This window comes from Candidatus Allofournierella merdavium (genome assembly GCF_944382735.1).
Classification (GTDB): Bacteria; Bacillota; Clostridia; order Oscillospirales; family Ruminococcaceae; genus Allofournierella_A; species Allofournierella_A merdavium.
Map to the genome: position 1 here is coordinate 14702 of NZ_CALWND010000006.1, position 18228 is coordinate 32929.

An 18228-nucleotide genomic window follows, 5' to 3' on the forward strand; every position below is an offset into this window, starting at 1 on the left:
AAAATGAAACTGACACAGGAACAGCAGGCCCTGCTGAACGGGGCAAAGGGCGCGGCCATGGCCAAGGTGATGAAGACCCTGGTCATGTACGGCGAAATTTTCGGCGCGGAAAAGCTGGTGCCCGTCACCAGCCGCTACAACCATCTGGTCACCTCCTTCGGCCTCAAGGCCCTGGGCCCGGTCTACGACCTGATGGACCAGCTGATCGCGGCGGGGGCGGTGTCCGGCCAGAAGTTCTCGGCGGACCCCCGGCCCCTGGACCCCAAGGTGCCCGCGAACTTTTTGCAGAATCTGGTCTTCAAGAAGTTCATGTACAGCCGGCAGGACTTCTACGAGGGCCAGCTGAAGGCCCTGGGCCTGAAGGACGAGGACGCCTTCAGCTGCGCCTGCTATCTGGACGAACAGGGCAACCGCCCCGAAAAGGGGCAGGTGCTCAGCTGGGCCGAGTCCTCGGCGGTGGTCTACGCAAACTCGGTGCTGGGGGCCCGGTGCAACCGCAACTCCGGCATCATGGACCTGATGGGCTTCATCGCGGGCTTCGTGCCCTATTTCGGCCTGCTCACCGACGAGGGCCGCAAGGCCACCTGGGTGGTGAAGGTGGAGACCGCCCAAAAGCCCGAGGCGCAGCTGCTGGGCTCCGCCATCGGCATGAAGGTGATGGAGGACGTGCCCTATGTGGTGGGGCTGGACCGCTGGCTGGGCAATGAACTGGACGACGAAGCCTGCGCCTATCTGAAGGACTTCGGCGCGGCCACCGCCTCCAACGGCGCGGTGGGCCTCTACCACATCGACGGCCTCACCCCCGAGGCCAAAGAGCAGGGCAGGGCCCTCATCGCCCCCGGCGCGAAGGAGTACGTCATCGACGACGCGGAACTGCGGCGGGTGAGGGAGGGCTATCCGCTGGTGTGGAAAAACCCCGCCGCCAAGCCGAAGCTGTGCTTTGTGGGCTGCCCCCATCTGAGCCTGCGGCAGCTGAAGGACTGGACGGCGGCGCTGGAAGAGGGGCTGGGAGCCGCCGGCCGTAAAAAACTGGCGGTGCCCACCGTGTTCACCACCGCCCCCGGCGTGAAGGCGGCCTTTGAGGCTACGGAGTACGGCCGTCGGCTGGCGGCCACCGGGGCCGTCCTCTCCTGCATCTGCCCGCTGATGTACATGAACAACCCCCTGTGCGCGTCCATGCCGGTGATCACCTGCTCCAACAAGCTGCGCACCTACACCACCGCCCGCTACTACACCGAGGCGGAAATTCTGGAGATCATCACGAAAGGAGAGGGCCGCAAATGAAGGAATTCCACGGACGCGTGGTCGCCCCCGGCTGTGTGAGCGCACCCGCCCTTGTCTCCCATGGGGGGCTGAACACCCTGGCCTCCTTCCAGAAGGCGCTTCAGTTCGGCGACAAGGCCGCCACCTGCGGCGACCAGAACAACCCCGACCTCTACGGCAAGCCCATGGCGGGCAAGGCCCTATGCCTGCCCCGCACCATCGGCTCCACCACCGGCGGGCTGGTGCTCTACTGCGCCTGCTCCATGGGCCGGCAGCCGGCGTGCCTTTTGTTCTCCGAGCCCATCGACTCGCTGGCCGCCGCCGGCTCGGTGCTGGCCGCCGTCTGGCTGGACAACGCCCAAATGCCGGTCATCGACTGCCTGGGCGAGGCGTTTTTGAACTTTGTGCAAGACGGCATGACCGTCACCGTGAAGGAGAACGGCCTGGTCTGCGTGGACGAGGCAAACGGCTGAGCCGCCGCGGTGAACAAGGCAAAACGGAGGGCCGCCCCAAAGGGGCGGCCCTCCGTTTTGCTGTGACTGTTGGGGGACGATGTGCTCAGCACAGATCGGCCCTAAACGGAAAGCGCGTCGTAAATTGGCGAGTACAGCGTGAAATGAAAACAAATTTTTCCAAAAAGTGGGGAGGCCAGATCAAATGTGTAATATGCACTATAATGTTAATGAAAAAAGGTGGAAAATATAGAAAGTATGCGTATATGAAAAAAAGTTACATTTTTTAATTGACGGAGTAATATTTTTTCATGTATAATTCAGATAGGGTAACTGCTTTCTGTGCAGAAAGCAAAGATAAAAAAGGAGGAAAAGAAATGAAAAAACTGGTCACAAAAATCGCGGCCCTTCTGCTTGTTCCGGGACTGCTGTTGTCAGCGTGTGGCGGTTCTCAAGGAAGTACTCCCGCCTCCAGCCCTTCGGGGAACAGCCAGAATCCTGTAACCATCGAGTTTGCCCAATGGTGGGACAATGAATTGCCCGAAGGATATCTCCAAACGCTGATCGATAAATTCGAAGAGCAAAACCCGAACATCAAGGTGGAGATGATTAGCGCACCTTATGCATCCATTCAGGAGCAGCTTGTGGCTGGTGCAGCGACCGGTACGATGGCCGATGTAGTTGGCCTGAGCGGCGGATGGGTCAACGACTTTGTACAGCAGGGGGCGATTGCCAATCTTACGGAGCTGATGCAGCAGGCGGGATATGATGATTCTCAGCTTGCGTCGCAATGTCAGATCAATGGCGCCACCTACATGATTCCGGTGGTGACGTTTGTTTATGCGCTTTACACAAATACGAATCTGCTTACGGCGGCAGGCATCAGCGAGGTCCCGCGGACGCGGTCTGAATTTATCGCCACGGCCAAAGCAATGACAAATGCGAGTTCGAACACATACGGCTGGGCGCTTCCGCTCTCCCTCGAAGCACCCAACGGTGTGCAAAATGACGTCATGACTTGGGCTTGGGCCTCTGGAGAAAGTGCGCTCAAAGACGGGATGCCGGACCTGACGAATGAGGGGATTCAGAAAACGATCGAATTTGTTAAGGAACTCTATGATTCGGGGAGTGTGTCGCCCGGCGTTTTCTCCATGAAGGAACAAGATAAGGTGGAAGAATTCTGTAGCGGTCGGGTCGGCATGATTGTTAGTCCCATGGGACATATCAACACCATCAAGACCACCAACCCGGAGCTCAACTTCAGTGTGTCGTCGATCCCCGTAGAGGACGGCTTTGACGGCGAGCGCGGAGTCCCGTTCAGTATGTGGGGAATCGGCGTTTCGGAAAACAGCGAGCACAAAGAAGAAGCCTGGAAACTAATCGAGTTTCTGATGAGCCCTGACGCAAATTCTGAATTGTGCACGAATGCAAAGGCCTTCCCTGGCAATTTAAACGCCAAACCAGGATTTGTGGATGATGATGAGTTGTTTGCTTCCGCGTTTGAAATCTACAAAAATGGTCGACTGAAGAATGAATTCATTGGAATGCCTGTGGCGACCGAGCTGATGCGTGTGTTTGATGAACAGATGCAGTTGATGCTGGAGAACGAGCAGTCTGTGGAACAGATGCTCGAAAATGCACAGAACGAGTGGGTGGAACGCTTTAAATGATCAAACGTGGTCTGGCATCACAAAACAAGCGTGTTTCGAATGACGGAAGTGGACGCTTGTGAGCGATACATCGATGCAGGTGGGGAGGCGTTGCCTCCCCACCGTTTAATAAAATCAAAAGCCGCAAAAAGGGGGAGACCCAATGAAAAAACTGAAACAGCAGAACAGAAAGACGACGATGTTCAAGTTCAAACGCACGGCAACACCATATTTGTATCTGGCTCCAACGATGGTTTTGTTTTTTGCGCTGATGCTTGTGCCGGTAGTGACCGTTGTGGGGTACTCCTTTTTTGATAACGTTATTATGAACAGGCATCCTGTTTTTGATGGGTTGAACAATTATCGGATGATTTTGACGGATCCAGTATTCTATGAAAGCCTTTTGAACACAGCGATCTTTGTGGGGATGAGCGTGGTGGCCCATATTACACTGGGGATGTTTTTTGCCCTGCTGCTGAATTCCAGCCTGCTTCACGCCATACCGAAAGCCATTTACCGAGTGATATACATTATCCCGTGGGTATTCACTGTGTCGATTATTGCGGTTTTATGGAGACTGCTGTTGAATCCTAATGGCGTTATCACATACTTTTTGAATGTGCTCGGAACGGTACAAGGGCACATCGATTGGCTCGGCTCTCGCGACACCGCTCTCGGAGTGGTGACGTTTGTTAACATCTGGAGCGGATATCCATTCTACTTGGTGAGTATTTTGGCAGGGTTGCAGGGAATATCCAACCAGCTGTATGAAGCCGCAACTGTGGACGGCGCTGGGACTTTCCAAAAACTTGTGTTCATCACGATCCCGCAGTTGAAGCCTATCCTGATGAGCCTTACGATCCTGGACTGCATCTGGACAACGCAGCAATATGCACTGGTTTGGATGCTCACCGGGGGCGGCCCCGTGCACGCAACGGAAATGATTAGCACCTACACATACAAACTGGCGTTTAGCAGCTATGAGTTTTCGCGGGCTTCTGCCAGTGCGGTCATCGTTCTGATGATTTCGCTGCTGCTCATCTTCCTGTATGTAAAGGCCCAAAAAGCGAGGGAGTCAACATGAAGAGAAAACAAACAATGATTATGTTGCAAACGGCAATTTATGTCATTTTGACGATCGGGGCGTTTTTTTCGGCTTTTCCTGTGATTTGGATGCTGTCCTGCTCTTTTAAAGAGAATTCATCCATCTTTGATTATCCGCCGCGTCTGATTACCGAAACATTTTCGCTGGATGCCTACGCGGCGATCCTAACAAACAGCACACAGCTTCGATTTTTTATCAACAGCTACCTGGTCTCGATTTTGGTGACGGTATTAACTCTGGTCCTGGCGTCGTGCGCTGCATACAGTTTCAGTCGATACGATTTTCCGGGGAAAAACGTTTTGAACACGGTGATCATTGGCGTTCAAGGGCTGCCGCAGATTACCCTCTTGATTCCCTATTTTGGGTTGATTGTCACATTGCAGTTGTATGATACATATCTGGCGCTGATACTGACCTATATGATTTTTACGCTTCCCTATGCGATTCTCATTCTCACAAGCTATTTTAACACGGTTCCGAAAGAACTGGATGAAGCGGTGAAAATCGATGGGGCGAGTTCGTTTTGTACGTTATGGAAGATTATTCTTCCCATTTCGAAGCCGGGGATCGTTGCCGTGGGGATACGGACGTTTATGCAAGCGTGGAATGAGTACCTGTTTGCCCTTACATTGACGAAGTCTTTGTCCATGCGAACGGTACCAGTGGGCATACAGATGCTGATGGGAGAGTATTCCTACCAGTGGAACGAAATGATGGCGATGAGTATTCTTGGATCGCTGCCGGTCTTGATTTTGTATTTAGCTTTTCAAAAGTATTTTATTGGCGGTCTGGCGGCAGGCGCGGTCAAAGAATAAAGTGGAGGGAACAACGATATGTTGATTAGCTTAAAAGAAATCCTCGCGCCGGCGCAAAAGTATGGCTTTGCCGTGCCTGCGTTCAACATTGCCAATTTCGCAATGTTCGGCGGAGTGATCTCAGTATGTGAGCGAACAAACTCCCCCGTGATTATCGAGATTCACCCAAACGAATTGAATCACATAGGGCCGTATATGGTAAAAGGGATTCTGGAACAGCTGGTGAGAAGCCCAATCCCGGCTTGCCTGCATCTGGACCATGGGTCGACCTTCGATCAGGTTATGCTGGCGATCAGGCTGGGGTTTACATCGGTTATGATCGACGGTTCTCTGCTGCCTTATTGGCAGAATGTGGAACTATGCACAAAGGTGGCGCAAGCGGCACACGCGGTGGGGATTTCTGTTGAGGGTGAGTTGGGCACTATTGGTATCGCGGCAGCCTGTGACGAGCCTGGTGCGAATGAGATCGTATATACCAGCCCGCAGGAGGCGGTGGCGTTTGTTAAGGACGCTGGGATCGATGCCCTGGCGGTCGCAATTGGGACCTCACATGGGCTTTATCCAAAGGACAAGAAGCCAAAATTGCGGCTGGATCTATTGCGTGAGATCGCAGAAGTCGTGGACATCCCGCTTGTGCTGCACGGGGGATCGAACAATCCTGATAACGAGATACGGGCGGCGGTGAAAATCGGCATCAGCAAAGTAAACATCGCCAGCGATATCAAACAGGCATACTACCAGCAGATGAGAGTCGTGCTGAAGGACGATAAGATTTTGGAGCCCAAAAAGATCCAGATGCCTTGCATTGAGACGATGTGCCGGGTGGTAGAGTCTAAACTTCGGCTGCTGGGCACTTTGGGGAAAGCTGATTATTACAGGTGAGATTATGGAGCCTTTGACTGTTTTGGGGTTTAATAACTGCATTGACTATGAGATGGTGTGGAATGGGAAAAGGATGGAATCTCTCGTCAAAGAACACGGCATCCATCAAAAAGACATTCAAATGCCCAGGATCATAAACGACGAACGATCCATGATAGTTGCGCTCTTGTCGTTTCTGGAGTCGGGCACTGGCGGTGAGTGCACGGTGGAAAGAATGAGTGTGCTTCAACGGCTGGCCAGGCGGTTTGAATATCGGTGCACACTGGGTGGCACCTCCGTAAGAGCTGCGATTACACTGAACAACCTGAACTGCAAAGGAACGGTCCATCTGGCTGCCCAAAATCAGGTCGTTCGCGACCAGTTTCCTCAAGGGTGGAAGATCCTCTGCGGAAGACAACGGGATGAGCTGTACCCGCACATCATATTTCAATACCGTAAAAATGACAGGGTCTGCGTCAATGACATCGATATCTGTGCAAAACGCAGCAATCGCGTGATTTTCAGTTGTGATAAAAGCTGTGCGGAACTGGTGCTGAGCCAGGAACTCTCCAGTATCTTTAAGAATACCAGTGTGCTGATGGTTTCCGGGTTCCACACGATCTCGGATCGCGTGCTAGCGGACAAACGCCTTGATGAGTTGTGCGACGCAATGAACAGTCTGCCCGCTGCGGCGTTCGTGTTATATGAGGACGCTTGCTGCCGCAATGAGAAAGTGGGAGAAGCGATCCTTTCGCACCTGTTCGGAAAAACCACGGTGTTCAGTCTGAATGAAGATGAACTGTCTCGGTATATCGGAGAGCAGGTCGATATACTCAATCCAAACGCTGTTCTGAATGCGCTTGAGAGGCTGAGGAAGATCACAGGTAGCGGGCATATACTACTGCACACACGTCACTATGCGATGATTACCGGACAAAACGCGCGGGAATACAGGCGTGCGCTTGAGAGCGGCAACGTCTGTGCGGGCCTGCGGTTTATGCACGGGGACCAATGGACGCTTGAGGATTATCGTGACGGGTTTTTATTGCCACGCTGCCCGTCAGGGTGCCAGTTTGAGGAAAAAATTGTGGCTTTGGGCAGGGAAGATACCTGTTGTTGCCCAAGTTTATTGACAGATGAAAGGAAAGGTATTACGATTGGTTTAGGTGATACTTTTATTGGTGGGTTTTTGTACCGGATCATGCCCAAATGAACAGCACGCAGGCTTTGCAGAAGAAGGTGAGGAATTATCCAGTATTGCTACGATGATGATGTGATCACCATCATAAAACAAAAATATGATGTTATTTTTTTGGCGGAAAAAAAGGTGGCCGATTTTATTATCGAAAACCCGGATGATGTGGTCAATTATAATGTGTCTGAACTTGCCAATGCAAGCGGTGTTAGCGATGCCACTGTGATCCGCTTTTGCAAGCACATTGGGTTTCAGGGATACAACGAAATGCGGATTCGCCTTTCCCGTGACCTTGGCCGCCTGCAAACTGCCGCGCCCCGGTTTGGCCTGGAAGATTTCGACTCAGTTGATGAGATTTTGCAGGAATTCATTTCCAACACGCTCTCCCTGAGCAAGGAAATAGATATAGACACCCTGCTGGCCTGCGCAAAAAGGATTCGGGAAAGTGCAATGGTCCATGTCATTGCGGTGGGGAACACTTCGCCCCTTGCAATGTACACAGGCTATCGGTTCGAGCGCCTAGGGATACGTTGCACATACAATTCCATGCCAGAGTACTTTCTGAACCATATCAATCTGGCGGGCCCGCAGGACCTGGTCCTTGCGTTGTCGCTGTCCGGCTGCTCCAAACAAATCGTTGGGGGGCTGGAACTGGCAAAGGAAAAAAAACTTCATACAATCGTTATTTCCGGGCACAAGTATTCACCTGCCGCGCGGCTGGCGAATGTATTGATTTTGTGCGGAGTGATGCGCGGCTCTTCCCAGCAGAGCATCGAGCTTTCCCATTTGAACCTCATGGCCGTGATAGAACTGTTGCTGCACTGTCTGGAAAAAACCAGCCCCGCGACTGATCTGTACTCCGAGAAGCTGGTCAATATCCTCTCGGAGTACAAAATGTAAAACCATGCGAGTGATCCTCGCTTGAGGGCCGGCAAATTCGAGAGCCAGGGCGTGGGTAATTATGATGTTTGGATGCGTTCTTGCAAAATCTGAAAAGCGACCCTTAGCGTGCAATGTGGCAGAAAGCTTAAGAGGGCGTTAGGGGCTTGAAGCCTTTTTCGACAGCCGCATCCGAGACGACGTATTAAAGGCGGGTGCACCCGCCGCGGCGAACAAGGAAAAACGGAGGGCCGCCCCAAAGGGGCGGCCCTCCGTTTTTGGTCTTTGTCGCTGGATGCGGCGCCTTGTGGGCCCAGGCGCCGCGGGAAGGTGCGGGGAAAATGCGGGGGATCAGCGGACCAGTTTCTTGAACTCGTCGGCGACGAACTGGACCTTGGGCCCGATGATGACCTGCACGCTGGTCTTGCCCGGACGGACAACACCGGCGGCGCCGGAGGCATTGATCTTCTTTTCGTCCACCAGCAGGCGGTCCTTCACTTCCAGGCGCAGACGGGTGATGCAGTTGTCCACGCTGGTCACGTTCTCGGCACCGCCCACGCCCTCCAGGATGGCCTTGGCCATGGCGGCGTAGTTGTCGCTGCCCAGTTCGATCTTCATCTCGGCCTCGGCGTCGTCGTCCTCACGGCCGGGGGTCTTCAGGTCCATCACGGTGATGACGACGCGGAAGATCACATAGTACAGCACGAAGAACACCAGGCCGATGGGGATCAGCAGCCAGGGATTCTGGGCGAAGGGAGCCTTGAAGCTCAGCACCCAATCGATGAAGCCGGCGCTGAACTGGAAGCCCGCGCGGATGGGCAGCGCGGCCACGATGCCCACCGACAGGCCGGTGAGGATGGCGTGGATCACATACAGGACGGGAGCCAGGAACATGAAGGAGAACTCCATGGGCTCGGTGACGCCGGTGAGGAAGGAGCACAGAGACACAGACAGCAGGATACCGGCGGTGATCTTCTTGCGGTTGGTCTTGGCGGTGTGGTACATCGCCAGGGCCGCGCCGGGCAGGCCGAACATCATCACGGGGAAGAAGCCGGCCTGGTACATGCCGGTCACACCCAGCACGCCGCCGTCCACGGTGCCCCAGAACTTGCCGATGTCGTAGATGTTGGCCACGTCGAACCAGAACACGCTGTTCAGGGCGTGGTGCATGCCGATGGGGATGAGCAGGCGGTTCAGGAAGCCGTAGATGCCCGCGCCGATGGCGCCCAGGCCCATGATGCTCTCGCCGACCCACACCAGGAAGCTGTAGATGACGGGCCACAGGAAGTACAGGGGGATGCAGGCGATCAGGGTGAAGATGACGGTCATGATGGGCACGAAGCGGCGACCCGCGAAGAAGCCCAAAAAGTCCGGCATGTTGGTCTTGTAGAACCGGTTGTAGCAGCCGGCGGCGATCAGGCCGCACAGGATGCCGATGAACTGGGTGTTGATCTTGCTGAACGCGGCGGGCACCGCGGCAGCGTCAACGCCCATGATGGAGGCCACCACAGCGGGGCTGAGCATGGTCTGCACGGTCAGCCAGGAGATGATGGCGGCCAGGGCGGAGGTGCCCTCCTGGTCCTTGGACATGCCGATGGCCACGCCCAGGGCGAACAGGATCGCCATGTTGTCGATCAGGATACCGCCGGCCTTGATAAGCAGCATGGCGATCATGCTGTTGGCGCCCCATCCGGAGGGGTCGATCCAGTAACCGATGCCCATCAGCACGCCGCCGATCGGCAGGCAGGCCACAGGCAGCATCAGGGATTTGCCCAGACGTTGCAGAAAACGCATCATAAGTAATATCCTCCTAACACTGTCGTCGAACCGGGGCGTTTTGCCGCCGGTTCAGAATATCAGCAGGGGCGGCCGGCCCACAGCCGTCCCTCTTTGCCGCGGATCAGAGATTGGCCTTCAAAAACTCGGCCATGGACGCGGCGGCCGCGTCCTCGTCGGGGCCGTCAAAGGTGAGGGTGAGCTCCATGCCCTGTTTGGCGGCCAGCTTCATCACGCCCAGAATGCGCTTGGCGTCCACCGAGGCGCCGTTGACGCCCACCGTCACGGCGCAGGCGTGCCGCGCGGCCTCCTTCACCAGCAGGCCGGCGGGGCGGGCGTGCAGCCCCATCGCGTCGGTGATGACATATTTGATCTCTTTCATGGTTTATACCTCGCTTTCGCAAACTTTCTTGCGCAGTTCCAGCACCCGGCTGGGGGAGACGGAAAGCTCATCGTAGCCCATCCGCAGGAAGGTCTCGGTGAGGGAGATGTCCGCGCCCAGTTCGCCGCAGATGCCCGCCCAGATGCCTTCGGCGTGGGCGTTGTCCACGATGGTCTGCAGCAGCGCCAGCACCGCCGGGTGGTGCGCGTCGTAAAATTCGTCCAGCTTGGCGTTCTGCCGGTCGATGGCCAGGGTGTACTGGGTCAGGTCGTTGGTGCCCACGCTGAAGAACTGCACCTCTTTGGCCAGTTCCCGGCTCATGATGGCGGCGGCGGGGGTCTCGATCATGATGCCCAGTTCCACCTCGCCGAAGGGCACCCCCTCGGCGGCGAGCTCCGCCTGTATCTTGCCGCAGAAGGCCTTGATGCGGCGGACTTCCTCCACCGAGATGATCATGGGGAACATCACGCTCAGCGGGCCGAAGGCGCTGGCCCGGTAGATGGCCCGCATCTGGGGGCGGAAGATGTCCTCCCGGGTCAGGCAGATGCGGATGCCGCGGTAGCCCAGCGCCGGGTTCTCCTCCTTTTCCAGCCCGAAGTAGTCCACCTGTTTATCCGCGCCGATGTCCAGCGTGCGGATGACCAGCGGCCGCCCGGCCAGCTGCTCCACCACGCTGCGGTATCCCTCGAACAGCTCCTCCTCGGTGGGAAAGCTGCTGCGCCCCAGATACATGAACTCGCTGCGCAGCAGGCCCACGCCCTCGGCGTCGCAGTCCAGGGCGGTCTTCACGTCCTCCGGGCTGCCGATGTTGGCCAGCAGCTTGATGCGCCGGCCGCCGGCCGAGACGGTGGGCACCCCCCGGTAGGCCTCCAGCCGCAGGCGATAGGCCTGGGCTTCGTCCCGCTTTTGGGTCATGGCCGCCAGGGTCGCCTCGTCCGGCTCCACATAGTAGCGGCCTTCGAAGCCGTCCACGATCATCTGCTTGCCCTCCAGTTCCGGGTCCAGGGCGATCTGCGCCTGCACCAGGGAGGGGATGTTCATGATGCGCGCCAGGATGGCGATGTGGCTGTTGGAGGACCCCTGCCGGGTGATGAAGGCCAGGATCTTGTCCTTGGGCAGCTGCACCGTCTCGCTGGGGGTCAGGTCCTCCGCCACCAGGATGCCGGGCGCGGTCATGGAAAAGCCGCTCTTGCCGCCGCAGAGGATGGTCACGATGCGCTCGGCCATATCCCGGATGTCCACCGCCCGGGCCTGCATATAGGGGTCCTCCAGCGCGGCGAAGGCGGCGCTGAAGGCGTCGCCGGTCTCCCGGGCCGCCTGGGCGGCGCTGGCGCCGCCGGCGATCATGTCCCGCACGCCGTCCAGATAGTCCATGTCGTCCAGCATCATGATCTGCACGTCCAGGATCATGGCCTGTTCCTCGCCGATCTCCCGGCGGGTCTTTTCGAACAGCCCGGTGAGCTGGGCGCGGGCCGTCTCACGGGCGGCGTCGAATTTTTTCTGTTCCGCGGCGGCGTCGCCGCAGGCGCCGGGCAGCTCCCGCTGCTCGCGGCGGTAGACGTAGGCGGGCCCGATGGCCACGCCGGAGAACACCGGCCTGCCGGTTCCCTGTTGCATACTCGTTTTCCCCCCTCGCGCCGGGCGCGCGTTACTGTTTTACCAGGGTCAGCACCACGTCGCCCTCCTTGACCTCGGCGGCCGGATGGGCGTTCACCGCGGCGTAATCGGCGGTGTTGCAGATGACCATGGGGGTGATGGTGTCGAACCCGGCGGCGGCGATGGCCTCCCGGTCGAACTCGATCAGCAGCTGGCCGGCGCTCACATGATCGCCGTTTTTTGCGTGCACGGTGAAGTGCTTGCCCTCCAGCGAGACCGTCTCAAGGCCCACATGGATCAGCACCTCGGCGCCGCAGTCGGCCTTCAGGCTCACCGCGTGGCCGGTGTCGAACATCAGATCCACCGTGGCGTCGCAGGGGGCCACCACCCGGTCGGAGGCGGGGCGGATGGCCACGCCCTTGCCCAGGATCTCCTCCCCGAAGGTGGGGTCGCTCACCTCGCTCAGCGGCACGGCCTGCCCGGCCACCGGCGCGCCCAGCCCGATCTCGGCGGACTTCTTTGCAAACAGCTTGTCAAAAATACCCATTGTGTGTTTCGTTCCTTTCCGTTGTGCCCTTGGCTGTATCTTCGTTCCCGCATGGGGGATGGCTGTGGGGGCTGCCGGCTCAGACCAGCCGGCAGGTGCGGTGCAGGATGGCCGCCAGATAGGCCTGCTCCTCGGGGGCGAGGGTGTTCCGGGTGCGCCGCTCCAGGCCTTCCACGATCTGCTGCGCGCAGCGGAATTCGTCCGGATAGCACTGCCGCACCAACGCCACGAACCGCTCGTCGCCCCGGGGCGGGATGTCGCCCGCGAAGGCCCGCAGCACCAGGAATTTCAGCTGCACGGTGAACTCGTCGTAGAACCGGCTTTCGGTGTCCAGCCGCAGATGGGGCCAGCCCTCCAGCGTGGTGAGGATGTCGTGGAGGGTCTGGGTGATGCGCAGCGTGTCGCTGATGGAGTTTTCGTATTCCGCGTTCACCAGATGCAGCGCGATGCTGGCGGCCTCGTCGTCGGGGAAGTGGACGTCCAGCTCCCGCGCCAGCAGTTCCAGCGCGTACTTGCCCACCGTGTACTCCCGGGGATAGAAGGTGCGCACCTCCGCCAGCAGCGTGTTCTGAAAGGTGGTGCCGCTGCGCAGCCGGTCGATGGCAAAGCAGATGTGGTCGGTCAGGGTGAGGTACACACTGGGGCTGAGCTTGCGGCCAAGGTCCTGGGTGGCCCGGTCCACGATCACGCTGCAAAGTTCGATCTGCTGGGCGGGCAGGGTGGAGAACAGGTCGGTCAGGCGGCGGGCGTCGTCCGGCGTTTCCATCCGGAACCGCTTTTCTACCTTGGTGTCGTCCAGTTCGTCCCCGGCCCGCAGCGCAAACCCCAGGCCCCGCCCCATGGCGATCCACTCCCGGCCGTTTTCGTCGCGGCAGGACACAACGTTATTGTTGATGCATTTCAATACCTGCATACAATCGACCTCGCTGGCAGAAACAAAAAAGACCACATTCAAAACCGTTCCATCAATGGAATTTCCATGGAAAAGTTTTGAATATGGTCTTGCCTGCCGAACAGTAACAACCCAACACTTAACACCCTAAGCTTATCAATCGGTTCAAAGATTGTCAACAATTCCGGCAAAAAATACGGTGATTCTGCCTAATGCACAAATGCGGCTGGAATAATTTGTCTGTTTTGCGGATTGAAAACCGCCGAAAGATCGTTACATGGCCTGCAAAATCTGCTTTGCCCGCCGCACCAGGGCGGCGTCGGCGTATTCCCGCAGGTACTCGTCCGCCACCGGCAGGCCCATGGGCACCCCTTCCCGGCGAAAGCGCATGGGGCTGGGCACGGCCCGCTTGGCGGAAAAGTGGAACTGGCGCACGCCGGCGCGGGCGAGCAGGGCCAGGTTGTCCGGCCCCACGCCGCTGCCGGCCAGAATGGCGATGCGGCCGGCGGCGCGCGCCGTCAGCTGCCGCAGCAGTTCCGCGCCCTGAGGGGCTTTGGCCTGCTGGCCGGAGGTGAGGATGGTGTCGAACCCCAGGGCGATCGCGTCTTCCAGCCCCTCAAAGGGGTCGCGGCACAGATCGAAGGCCCGGTGGAGGGTGTGGCACATGCCGGCGGAGGCGGCGACGCAGTCGGCCAGGAAGGGGCCGTCCAGCCTGCCGTCGGGCAAAAGGGCGCCCAGCACCACCCCGTTCGCGCCCAGGGCGCGGCACTGCTCCACCTCCCACAGGGTCGTCTCCTTTTCCGCGGGGGTGAAGCAGAAATCGCCGAAGCGGGGGCGCAAAAGCACGTTCACCGGAATGCTTACCTCCCGCAGCACCTGGCGCACCAGCCCCAGGGAGGGGGAGGTGCCGCCGATCAGAAGGTTGGCGCACAGCTCCAGCCGGTCGGCGCCGCCCTCCTGGGCCGCCAGGGCGGATTCCAGCGAGTCCACACAGATCTCCAGCAGATGTTCCATTTCGCTCTCCTCGTTTCGTGGAAATAGGGCCGCCGGCGGCCCGGTATGGATATTGTACACCATCCTTGGCGCTCTGGCCAGCCCTCTTTTCCGCAAAGGGGAAAAGGGCGGAAGGCGAAAAAACAGCCGCCTCCCCGGCGGGGAGGCGGCTGCGGTTTGGTTTCGCGGCGGGGCGCTCACAGCACCACCATGCCGATGGACAGGATCACGATGTGGACCACCAGCATGGCGGCCAGGGGTTTCCAGATGTATCGCACCCAGGTGGAAAACTCCACGCGGCAGATGGAGATGGCGCCCATCAGGGTGCCGCTGGTGGGGCTGATGCAGTTGATCAGCGCGCAGGAGCCGCTGAGCACACAGACCATGATCTCCGGCACCAGGCCCAGGTTCTGCGCCAGCGGGCCCATGATGGGCATGGACACGGTGGCCAGGCCGGAGGAGGAGGGGATCAGCACCGACAGCAGCAGATACACGATGTAGGACACGCCGGTGAACAGGAGGGACGAGGTGCCCTGCAGCGCGCCGGAGGCCTTTTCCAGAATGTACATGTCCAGCCCGGTGCTGCTCATGATGACCGAGACGCCCCGGGAGACGGCGATCACCAGCGCCACGCCGATCAGATCGCCCGCGCCGCCCAGGAAGGAGTTCACGATCTCCCGCTCCTTCAGGCCGTATACCAGGCCGATCACGATGGCCATCACCAGGAACCAGGCGGTCAGCTCGCTGAAGTACCAGTCGCCCAGGTTGACGCCGGTCAAAAAGCTGGTGTGGTCGAACAGGTGGATGTCGAAGGAGTTCCAGGGGATCATGCCCACGATCATCACCACAAAGGAGATGCCGAAGAGCACCAGCACCACCTTCTGCCGCAGGGTGAAATCGGCGGAGGCGTCCGGCTGTTTGTCACCGCTGTACTCCTTTTCCACCGAGGCCCACTCGTCCTCGGTCAGAAGGGACGCTTTTCTGTCCGCCTTGACTTTGTTGGCGTAGCGCACCACAAAAACGGCGCCGATGAGGTAGCACACGATCCAGGAGACACAGCCCGCCAGGATGATGATGGTCTGGTTGGACTCGATGCCCACCGAGTTCAGCGCGTCCACGCTGGCGGAGACGCTGAAGGGGTTCACCGTGGCGCCCAGGGTGCCCGCCGTGGAGCCCAGCAGAATGGTGGAGGCGGCGATCAGCGGGTCGAAGCCGGCCGCCACCATGGTGGAGGTGACCAGGGCATAAAAGGCGATGGTCTCCTCAAACATCCCGTAGGTGGTGCCGCCCACGCTGATGAGGAACATCAGGATGGGGATCATCCAGGTCTCCTTGCCGTTCAGCTTCTTCACAACGGCGGTGATGCCGGCGTTCAGCGAGCCGGTCTTCATCACAACGCCCAGAAAGCCGCCCAGCACCAGCACGAACAGGGATACGCCCAGGGCGCTGGCAAAGCCGTCGATGGGGGCCATGACCACGTCGGACACCTTGGCCGGCGTGATGGCCGGGATGAACTGGGTAATGATGGCCACCACGATGGTGAGCAGGATCAGCACCGTGAACGCGGTGGGCATACGAAACTGTGTTTTCCGCTTTTCCACAAAAATTGCTCCTTTCGATCGGTGGAAACTGGTGCCCCTCCGCGAAATGCCGCGGCAAACGCTGCGCATAAACGCGAAAAGGCGGTTGACAGGGCTGAAAATGCTTTGTAGAATATGTTCATGGAATACATTCGATGAGCTGATTCTGTCACTCAATTGTCAAAAAACAACCCTTTCCGTAAAAAGTTTTTGGCGGAGGGGCAAAGGAAACAGATTCGCAGGGAGGCAGATTCACAATGAATGAACTGTTACAGCGCGCGAAGGAGACGCAGGCGGAACTGGTGGAAAACCGCCGGTGGCTGCACTGCCATGCCGAGGTGGGCTTTGAGCTGCGGCAGACGTGCGCATTTGTGGAGGAAAAACTGAAGGAGATGGGCTATGAACCCCGGCGGATGAGCGGAGCGGGCATCGTGGCCACCGTGGGCAAGCAGGGCGGAAAAACCGTGCTGCTGCGGGCGGATATGGACGCGCTGCCGATGAAAGAGGAGTCCGGCCTGGAGTTCGCGGCCACAGGCGACGCGGCCCACACCTGCGGGCACGATGTGCACACGGCCATGCTGCTGGGGGCGGCCCGGCTGCTGAAGGAGCACGAGGCGGAACTGAACGGCTGCGTGAAGCTGATGTTCCAGCCGGACGAGGAGGGCACCAACCCCCTGGGCTTTTCGGGCAGCCAGGCCATGCTGAAGGACGGCGTTCTGGAAGATCCCCATGTGGACGCGGCGTTCTCCATGCACATCTGGTCCAACACGCCCTATCCTGCGGGCACCTTCTTCTCCCGGCAGGAGGCGCTGATGTCCTCCTGCGACACGGTCACCGTCACGGTCACCGGCAAGGGCACCCACGGCAGCATGCCCCAGGACGGCGTGGACCCCATCAACGCCGGCGTGCATGTGTACCAGGCCTTTGAAAACCTGATCGCCCGGGAAGTGCCGCCCTATGAACAGTGCTCGCTGACCTTCGGCCAGTTCCAGAGCGGTTCCGCGGCCAATGTGCTGCCGGAGACCGCGCTGCTGGTGGGCACCCTGCGCACCGTGTCGGAGGACACCCGCGCCCGGCTGAAAAAGCGGATCGAGGCCATCTGTGCCGGCATGGGGCAGGCCTTCGGCGCCCAGATCGGGGTCACCTTCACCCAGGGCATCCCCTGCGTGTACAACGCCCCGGCCCTCACCGAGAGCGTGCTGCGCTATACCCGGGAGCTGACCGGCGAGCCGGTGGTCACCCTGAAGGTGCCGCTCTCCAGTTCCGACGACTGGAGCGAGATCTCGCAGAAGGTGGATTCCTGCTATCTGCTGCTGTCCAGCGGCACCGCGGAGGAGGGCTATCCGTACTCCCAGCACAACCCGAAGATCCGCTTCAACGAGGACGTGATGTACCGGGGCGCCGCGGCCTATTGCAGCGTGGCGCTGAACTGGCTGCGGGAGAACGGCTGATCCGCCGCGTGCGGCAGCCTGCGGAAAAAAACCGCCCGCGGGCCTTTTGGGGGCCCGCAGGCGGTTTTTGTGTTCGCCGTCGGTTGAGAACGGCGGCGGAACTTGTTATAATGAGTTACAACGAGGTGGGGCCCCATGGAAAAGAAACCGACAAAGCGCGCGCTGCAGGCACAGGAGACCAAACGGAAGATCTACCGGTGCGGCGCGGAGTTGTTTCGAAAATACGGCTATCAGAATGTGAGCGTGGAGCAGATCGCCCAGGCCGCCGGGGTGGGCATCGGCACGCTGTATCACTATTACCCCTCCAAGGCCGACCTGTACGGGGAGATGTTCATCCGCGCGGACGACTTCTTTTCCGCCTTTGAGGACGCCGCCGCGCTGCAAAAGCCCCCTGAGGAGGTGCTGATGGAGTACTTCCGCCAGTACGCCCGCCTGAACGAGGGCATGGGGGTGGAGTATGTGCAGCTGCTGGTCTCGCCCCAGAACCGGGAGGTCTTTCAGGGCAACCAGAACTTCGAACTGATCCTGGAGCGCCTGCTGGAAGGCTATCAGCGGGCCGGCCGGCTCAGCCGCCGGTACACGCCGGCGCAGTGGCGCACCTACCTGATGGTCTGCGCCCGGGGCGTGGTGTTCGACTGGCCCATCCACAACGGGCCGGGGTACGACCTGACCACGCAGATGGATTTTGTGATGGGGCAGGCACTGCGCCCGCTGCTGGAGGATGCAGAATAAAAACGACGGGCCGCCCGCGCGTATGCGCGGGCGGCCCGTTTGTTTCGGGCAAACCGCCGG

At 58.9% G+C, this 18228-nt stretch carries 17 protein-coding genes; 10 read left to right on the forward strand and 7 right to left on the reverse strand.

Going from position 1 to position 18228, the window contains the following annotated elements; translation table 11 throughout:
• Positions 1-3: 3 nt before the first annotated feature.
• The 8 genes from ACH2A7_RS05860 (at position 4) to ACH2A7_RS05895 (ending at position 8240) form a co-directional block, all read left to right on the forward strand.
• Positions 4-1284 carry an aconitase X gene (locus ACH2A7_RS05860; protein WP_394960746.1) on the forward strand — a complete coding sequence of 427 codons (1281 nt, stop codon included), beginning with the start codon at positions 4-6 and terminating at the stop codon, positions 1282-1284.
• Positions 1281-1736 carry an aconitase X swivel domain-containing protein gene (locus ACH2A7_RS05865; RefSeq protein WP_394960747.1) on the forward strand — a complete coding sequence of 152 codons (456 nt, stop codon included), beginning with the start codon at positions 1281-1283 and terminating at the stop codon, positions 1734-1736. Before ACH2A7_RS05860 ends, ACH2A7_RS05865 begins: the two co-directional genes overlap by 4 nt.
• 356 nt (positions 1737-2092) lie before the next feature.
• Positions 2093-3385: an ABC transporter substrate-binding protein gene (locus ACH2A7_RS05870; protein ID WP_394960748.1), complete on the forward strand. Its 1293-nt coding sequence runs from the start codon at positions 2093-2095 to the stop codon at positions 3383-3385.
• A 142-nt stretch (positions 3386-3527) separates the two neighbouring features.
• On the forward strand, positions 3528-4448 hold the full coding sequence (locus tag ACH2A7_RS05875) for a carbohydrate ABC transporter permease (RefSeq protein ID WP_394960749.1): 921 nt from the start codon (positions 3528-3530) through the stop codon (positions 4446-4448).
• Complete coding sequence (locus ACH2A7_RS05880) at positions 4445-5284, forward strand: carbohydrate ABC transporter permease (RefSeq protein WP_394960750.1); 840 nt, start codon at positions 4445-4447, stop codon at positions 5282-5284. Before ACH2A7_RS05875 ends, ACH2A7_RS05880 begins: the two co-directional genes overlap by 4 nt.
• Before the next feature lie 18 nt (positions 5285-5302).
• On the forward strand, positions 5303-6166 hold the full coding sequence (locus ACH2A7_RS05885) for a ketose-bisphosphate aldolase (protein WP_394960751.1): 864 nt from the start codon (positions 5303-5305) through the stop codon (positions 6164-6166).
• A gap of 4 nt (positions 6167-6170) precedes the next feature.
• Positions 6171-7358 (forward strand): ADP-dependent glucokinase/phosphofructokinase, encoded by a 1188-nt coding sequence (locus ACH2A7_RS05890; protein WP_394960752.1) that lies wholly within the window; start codon positions 6171-6173, stop codon positions 7356-7358.
• Between the two features lie 60 nt (positions 7359-7418).
• On the forward strand, positions 7419-8240 hold the full coding sequence (locus tag ACH2A7_RS05895; protein WP_394960753.1) for a MurR/RpiR family transcriptional regulator: 822 nt from the start codon (positions 7419-7421) through the stop codon (positions 8238-8240).
• A 330-nt stretch (positions 8241-8570) separates the two neighbouring features.
• On the opposite strand, the gene nagE is transcribed toward ACH2A7_RS05895, so the two are convergent.
• From nagE to ACH2A7_RS05930, 7 genes are all read right to left on the reverse strand, one after another.
• Positions 8571-10016: an N-acetylglucosamine-specific PTS transporter subunit IIBC gene (gene nagE / locus ACH2A7_RS05900; protein WP_394960754.1), complete on the reverse strand. Its 1446-nt coding sequence runs from the start codon at positions 10014-10016 to the stop codon at positions 8571-8573.
• 103 nt (positions 10017-10119) lie between these two features.
• Positions 10120-10377: an HPr family phosphocarrier protein gene (locus ACH2A7_RS05905; RefSeq protein WP_394960755.1), complete on the reverse strand. Its 258-nt coding sequence runs from the start codon at positions 10375-10377 to the stop codon at positions 10120-10122.
• A gap of 3 nt (positions 10378-10380) precedes the next feature.
• The gene (ptsP, locus tag ACH2A7_RS05910) at positions 10381-11994 is read right to left on the reverse strand and encodes a phosphoenolpyruvate--protein phosphotransferase (RefSeq protein WP_394960756.1); all 1614 of its coding nucleotides are present in this window, start codon (positions 11992-11994) and stop codon (positions 10381-10383) included.
• Between the two features lie 31 nt (positions 11995-12025).
• Positions 12026-12520: a PTS glucose transporter subunit IIA gene (locus tag ACH2A7_RS05915; protein ID WP_394960757.1), complete on the reverse strand. Its 495-nt coding sequence runs from the start codon at positions 12518-12520 to the stop codon at positions 12026-12028.
• Between the two features lie 79 nt (positions 12521-12599).
• Complete coding sequence (locus ACH2A7_RS05920; protein WP_394960758.1) at positions 12600-13433, reverse strand: PRD domain-containing protein; 834 nt, start codon at positions 13431-13433, stop codon at positions 12600-12602.
• 252 nt (positions 13434-13685) lie between these two features.
• A complete protein-coding gene (locus tag ACH2A7_RS05925) occupies positions 13686-14426 on the reverse strand; it encodes a copper homeostasis protein CutC (protein ID WP_394960759.1) in 741 nt (246 codons plus the stop codon).
• Positions 14427-14602: 176 nt separating this feature from the next.
• The gene (locus ACH2A7_RS05930) at positions 14603-16006 is read right to left on the reverse strand and encodes a YfcC family protein (protein WP_394960760.1); all 1404 of its coding nucleotides are present in this window, start codon (positions 16004-16006) and stop codon (positions 14603-14605) included.
• 236 nt (positions 16007-16242) lie between these two features.
• Here ACH2A7_RS05930 and ACH2A7_RS05935 point away from each other — a divergent pair, with 236 nt between their 5' ends.
• Both ACH2A7_RS05935 and ACH2A7_RS05940 read left to right on the forward strand, forming a co-directional pair.
• The gene (locus ACH2A7_RS05935; protein ID WP_394960761.1) at positions 16243-17436 is read left to right on the forward strand and encodes a M20 family metallopeptidase; all 1194 of its coding nucleotides are present in this window, start codon (positions 16243-16245) and stop codon (positions 17434-17436) included.
• 135 nt (positions 17437-17571) lie between these two features.
• Positions 17572-18168: a TetR/AcrR family transcriptional regulator gene (locus ACH2A7_RS05940; RefSeq protein ID WP_394960762.1), complete on the forward strand. Its 597-nt coding sequence runs from the start codon at positions 17572-17574 to the stop codon at positions 18166-18168.
• The last annotated feature ends 60 nt before the right edge of the window (positions 18169-18228 follow it).